The sequence below is a fragment of the Solibacillus sp. FSL R5-0691 genome, assembly GCF_037974225.1.
In the GTDB taxonomy this organism is placed as follows: domain Bacteria; phylum Bacillota; class Bacilli; order Bacillales_A; family Planococcaceae; genus Solibacillus.
Map to the genome: position 1 here is coordinate 46469 of NZ_CP150231.1, position 6032 is coordinate 52500.

Below are 6032 nucleotides of genomic sequence, written 5' to 3' on the forward strand. Positions count from 1 at the left end.
ATAGGAGGAAGCCCCATGTTATTTTCTCGAAAAGGGAAACTCAAAAAAGAATTCGATGAGAAACTAGTTTCTTCTATTAAAGAGACAAAAGAAGCTTTACAAAGTGCGAAGGTAATTGAAGGATTGACCGACGATTATAACTTAAGTGTAATTGCCGAACGAAAAAAAGCCGAAAGCATACATTATTACTTATATAAAGAAGCGCGTGTACGTCGTGTACTAATTAAATAATCTTTTAGAAATAAGAAGCGAAGCAGTTGCATATGTTACCACTAAATAAAAAAGGATGGTGCTATGCAATACATAGTTATAGCTATGGTGTGTTTTGTTGTCTTGTTTCTTTTTTTATTAAACAAAAATGCAAGAGGGAAAGTGTGGGAGTACTTTGCCTGGTTCTGGTTTAAAATTGCAGTTGTTATCGTCGTTCTATTTTTAGGGAACTTAATGATCGGGGCAGCAGGGTTTCTTTTTTATGTGCCTATCAACTTCTTTTCGGTCCTTACAATCGCTATCTTAGGCATTCCTGGTATGATGTGCGTAACATTATTAATACTATTTAAATAAAAATAATAAAAACTATTGCTAAGTGAATAATATCGTGATATATTATTATAAGTCGCAACGACGACAACGAATATCGAAAAACATTTCAAAATAAATGTTGACATAACATTATAAGAATGGTAAGATATAAAAGTTGTCACTTAAACGACGCAATGAACCTTGAAAACTGAACAAGCAACGTTAATGAAATAAGCTTCTTAAATGAAGCAAACAATAGATTTCAACTTCTAACGAAGTTGGATCGCTAGCAAAGCAAATGAGCTTTCAAACTACTTTTATGGAGAGTTTGATCCTGGCTCAGGACGAACGCTGGCGGCGTGCCTAATACATGCAAGTCGAGCGGAAATTTTATTGGTGCTTGCACCTTTAAAATTTTAGCGGCGGACGGGTGAGTAACACGTGGGTAACCTACCTTATAGATTGGGATAACTCCGGGAAACCGGGGCTAATACCGAATAACACTTTTTAACACATGTTTTGAAGTTGAAAGACGGTTTCGGCTGTCACTATAAGATGGACCCGCGGCGCATTAGCTAGTTGGTGAGGTAACGGCTCACCAAGGCAACGATGCGTAGCCGACCTGAGAGGGTGATCGGCCACACTGGGACTGAGACACGGCCCAGACTCCTACGGGAGGCAGCAGTAGGGAATCTTCCACAATGGACGAAAGTCTGATGGAGCAACGCCGCGTGAGTGAAGAAGGATTTCGGTTCGTAAAACTCTGTTGCAAGGGAAGAACAAGTAGCGTAGTAACTGGCGCTACCTTGACGGTACCTTGTTAGAAAGCCACGGCTAACTACGTGCCAGCAGCCGCGGTAATACGTAGGTGGCAAGCGTTGTCCGGAATTATTGGGCGTAAAGCGCGCGCAGGTGGTTCCTTAAGTCTGATGTGAAAGCCCCCGGCTCAACCGGGGAGGGTCATTGGAAACTGGGGAACTTGAGTGCAGAAGAGGATAGTGGAATTCCAAGTGTAGCGGTGAAATGCGTAGAGATTTGGAGGAACACCAGTGGCGAAGGCGACTGTCTGGTCTGTAACTGACACTGAGGCGCGAAAGCGTGGGGAGCAAACAGGATTAGATACCCTGGTAGTCCACGCCGTAAACGATGAGTGCTAAGTGTTGGGGGGTTTCCGCCCCTCAGTGCTGCAGCTAACGCATTAAGCACTCCGCCTGGGGAGTACGGTCGCAAGACTGAAACTCAAAGGAATTGACGGGGGCCCGCACAAGCGGTGGAGCATGTGGTTTAATTCGAAGCAACGCGAAGAACCTTACCAGGTCTTGACATCCCGGTGACCACTATGGAGACATAGTTTCCCCTTCGGGGGCAACGGTGACAGGTGGTGCATGGTTGTCGTCAGCTCGTGTCGTGAGATGTTGGGTTAAGTCCCGCAACGAGCGCAACCCTTATTCTTAGTTGCCATCATTCAGTTGGGCACTCTAAGGAGACTGCCGGTGATAAACCGGAGGAAGGTGGGGATGACGTCAAATCATCATGCCCCTTATGACCTGGGCTACACACGTGCTACAATGGACGGTACAAACGGTTGCCAACCCGCGAGGGGGAGCTAATCCGATAAAACCGTTCTCAGTTCGGATTGTAGGCTGCAACTCGCCTACATGAAGCCGGAATCGCTAGTAATCGCGGATCAGCATGCCGCGGTGAATACGTTCCCGGGCCTTGTACACACCGCCCGTCACACCACGAGAGTTTGTAACACCCGAAGTCGGTGAGGTAACCTTTTGGAGCCAGCCGCCGAAGGTGGGATAGATGATTGGGGTGAAGTCGTAACAAGGTAGCCGTATCGGAAGGTGCGGCTGGATCACCTCCTTTCTAAGGATTTTTCGGAATCATTCCCTTGGGGAATGAAACATTAACGTTTGCTGTTCAGTTTTGAAGGTTCATTCTTAAATGAATGAAATACTTCAAAACACTCGTTCTTTGAAAACTGGATAAAACGACATTGAAAGCAATAAATCAAATTTCTATTTTATAGATTTTTAAACAAGTCAAGCAATTGACGTGTAAACTTAAATCTTGGACTCGTTCCAAGTGTTAACTTTTGGTTAAGTTAATAAGGGCGCACGGTGGATGCCTTGGCACTAGGAGTCGATGAAGGACGGCACTAACACCGATATGCCTCGGGGAGCTGTAAGTAAGCTTTGATCCGGGGATTTCCGAATGGGGGAACCCACTATCTTTAATCGGATAGTATCTTCACGTGAATTCATAGCGTGTCGAAGACAGACGCAGAGAACTGAAACATCTAAGTACCTGCAGGAACAGAAAGAAAATTCGATTCCCTGAGTAGCGGCGAGCGAAACGGGAAGAGCCCAAACCAAAGAGCTTGCTCTTTGGGGTTGTAGGACACTCTATACGGAGTTACAAAAGAATGAACTAGACGAAGCGACTTGGAAAGGTCCGCGAAACGAGGTAAAAGCCCTGTAGTCAAAAGTTCATTCCCTCCAGAGTGGATCCTGAGTACGGCGGAACACGTGAAATTCCGTCGGAATCCGGGAGGACCATCTCCCAAGGCTAAATACTACCTAGTGACCGATAGTGAACCAGTACCGTGAGGGAAAGGTGAAAAGCACCCCGGAAGGGGAGTGAAATAGATCCTGAAACCGTGTGCCTACAAGTAGTTAGAGCCCGTTAATGGGTGATAGCGTGCCTTTTGTAGAATGAACCGGCGAGTTACGATTACGTGCGAGGTTAAGTTGAGAAGACGGAGCCGCAGCGAAAGCGAGTCTGAATAGGGCGAATTAGTACGTGGTCGTAGACCCGAAACCAGGTGATCTACCCATGTCCAGGGTGAAGGTGAGGTAACACTCACTGGAGGCCCGAACCCACGCACGTTGAAAAGTGCGGGGATGAGGTGTGGGTAGCGGAGAAATTCCAATCGAACCTGGAGATAGCTGGTTCTCTCCGAAATAGCTTTAGGGCTAGCCTCGTGATTGAGAATACCGGAGGTAGAGCACTGTTTGGACTAGGGGGGCATCTCGCTTTACCGAATTCAGACAAACTCCGAATGCCGGATATTTATACACGGGAGTCAGACTGCGAGTGATAAGATCCGTAGTCAAGAGGGAAACAGCCCAGACCACCAGCTAAGGTCCCCAAGTAATCGTTAAGTGGAAAAGGATGTGGCGTTGCTTAGACAACCAGGATGTTGGCTTAGAAGCAGCCATCATTTAAAGAGTGCGTAATAGCTCACTGGTCGAGTGACGCTGCGCCGAAAATGTATCGGGGCTAAACGATTCACCGAAGCTGTGGATGCATACTTTGAGTATGCGTGGTAGGAGAGCGTTCTAACAGCGTTGAAGTCAGACCGGAAGGACTGGTGGAGCGGTTAGAAGTGAGAATGCCGGTATGAGTAGCGAAACATGGGTGAGAATCCCATGCACCGTATGACTAAGGTTTCCTGAGGAAGGCTCGTCCGCTCAGGGTTAGTCGGGACCTAAGCCGAGGCCGATAGGCGTAGGCGATGGACAACAGGTTGATATTCCTGTACCACCTCCTCACCGTTTGAGAAATGGGGGGACGCAGTAGGATAGGGTAAGCACGCCGTTGGTTGCGCGTGTTCAAGCAGTAAGGCGTGTATGTAGGCAAATCCGCATACTCTAACGTTGAGCTGTGATGACGAGCTCGTATGAGCGAAGTTCCTGATTTCACACTGCCAAGAAAAGCCTCTATCGAGGTGAGAGGTGCCCGTACCGCAAACCGACACAGGTAGTCGAGGAGAGAATCCTAAGGTGTGCGAGAGAACTCTCGTTAAGGAACTCGGCAAAATGACCCCGTAACTTCGGGAGAAGGGGTGCTTCTTTGGGTGCATAGCCTAGAGAAGCCGCAGTGAATAGGCCCAGGCGACTGTTTAGCAAAAACACAGGTCTCTGCAAAACCGTAAGGTGACGTATAGGGGCTGACGCCTGCCCGGTGCTGGAAGGTTAAGAGGAGCGGTTAGCGCAAGCGAAGCTGTGAATTGAAGCCCCAGTAAACGGCGGCCGTAACTATAACGGTCCTAAGGTAGCGAAATTCCTTGTCGGGTAAGTTCCGACCCGCACGAAAGGCGTAACGATCTGGGCACTGTCTCAACGAGAGACTCGGTGAAATTATAGTACCTGTGAAGATGCAGGTTACCCGCGACAGGACGGAAAGACCCCGTGGAGCTTTACTGTAGCCTGATATTGAATTTTGGTACAACTTGTACAGGATAGGTAGGAGCCAGAGATCTCGGAGCGCCAGCTTCGAAGGAGGCGTCGGTGGGATACTACCCTGGTTGTATTGAACTTCTAACCCATGCCCCTTAGCGGGGTAGGAGACAGTGTCAGGCGGACAGTTTGACTGGGGCGGTCGCCTCCTAAAGAGTAACGGAGGCGCCCAAAGGTTCCCTCAGAATGGTTGGAAATCATTCGTAGAGTGTAAAGGCATAAGGGAGCTTGACTGCGAGACCTACAAGTCGAGCAGGGTCGAAAGACGGGCTTAGTGATCCGGTGGTTCCGCATGGAAGGGCCATCGCTCAACGGATAAAAGCTACCCCGGGGATAACAGGCTTATCTCCCCCAAGAGTCCACATCGACGGGGAGGTTTGGCACCTCGATGTCGGCTCATCGCATCCTGGGGCTGTAGTCGGTCCCAAGGGTTGGGCTGTTCGCCCATTAAAGCGGTACGCGAGCTGGGTTCAGAACGTCGTGAGACAGTTCGGTCCCTATCCGTCGTGGGCGTAGGAAATTTGAGAGGAGCTGTCCTTAGTACGAGAGGACCGGGATGGACATACCGCTGGTGTACCAGTTGTCTTGCCAAAGGCATCGCTGGGTAGCTATGTATGGACGGGATAAGTGCTGAAAGCATCTAAGCATGAAGCCCCCCTCAAGATGAGATTTCCCATTACGCAAGTAAGTAAGACCCCTGAAAGACGATCAGGTAGATAGGTTCGAGGTGGAAGTGCGGTGACGCATGCAGCTGACGAATACTAATCGGTCGAGGACTTAACCACATTTTATTGCACAAACTCAATGAAACGTTTATCCAGTTTTGAAAGAATGAAAATTCTTTTCAAGGGTTTCAAGACACAAGCTAGTCGAGGAAACGACTGAGTGATTGAAGGAGCGTACTCAAGTACGTGACTGAAAGAACGAAGGAAGTTGACGAAGGATAGCGCCGTGTATTGGAAGCCGTAATAGTGAAGTGATGATGGCAAAGAGGTCACACCCGTTCCCATACCGAACACGGAAGTTAAGCTCTTTAGCGCCGATGGTAGTTGGGGGCTTCCCCCTGTGAGAGTAGGACGTCGCTTCGCACATGTAAACCCACTGAGAAATCAGTGGGTTTTTTGTTTTGTTTAAATTAAAATGTATTCAACTTTAGCTTTAAATTTAGAGTAACTAAGATATTTCCAGAAAGGAAATAAAGATAACAAGCTGTGCGTACAGAAAAAATTAGAATTGAAATGTTTCTTAAACCTTTTAGTATAT

General features: G+C 47.9%; 2 protein-coding genes and 3 rRNA genes. All 5 read left to right on the top strand.

The annotated features are described in order from the left end of the window. Positions 1–15: 15 nt before the first annotated feature. The 5 genes from MKY51_RS00215 to rrf all read left to right on the top strand — a co-directional run bounded on the left by MKY51_RS00215 (position 16) and on the right by rrf (position 5857). On the top strand, positions 16–231 hold the full coding sequence (locus MKY51_RS00215; RefSeq protein WP_339174635.1) for a YaaL family protein: 216 nt from the start codon (positions 16–18) through the stop codon (positions 229–231). 84 nt (positions 232–315) lie between these two features. Continuing rightward, positions 316–564: a pro-sigmaK processing inhibitor BofA family protein gene (locus MKY51_RS00220; RefSeq protein ID WP_231918680.1), complete on the top strand. Its 249-nt coding sequence runs from the start codon at positions 316–318 to the stop codon at positions 562–564. A 274-nt stretch (positions 565–838) separates the two neighbouring features. After that, positions 839–2394: ribosomal RNA gene (locus tag MKY51_RS00225) — 16S ribosomal RNA — on the top strand. Positions 2395–2625: 231 nt separating this feature from the next. Beyond that, a 23S ribosomal RNA gene (locus MKY51_RS00230) occupies positions 2626–5554 on the top strand. 187 nt (positions 5555–5741) lie between these two features. Further along, positions 5742–5857, top strand: a 5S ribosomal RNA gene (gene rrf / locus MKY51_RS00235). Together the 16S, 23S and 5S rRNA genes form the textbook arrangement of a ribosomal RNA operon. The last annotated feature ends 175 nt before the right edge of the window (positions 5858–6032 follow it).

Excerpts from the sequence above, each read along its gene's own strand:
- MKY51_RS00215 (WP_339174635.1), top strand. The coding sequence starts at position 16 with ATGTTATTTTCTCGAAAAGGGAAACTCAAAAAAGAATTCGATGAGAAA.
- MKY51_RS00220 (WP_231918680.1), top strand. The coding sequence starts at position 316 with ATGGTGTGTTTTGTTGTCTTGTTTCTTTTTTTATTAAACAAAAATGCA.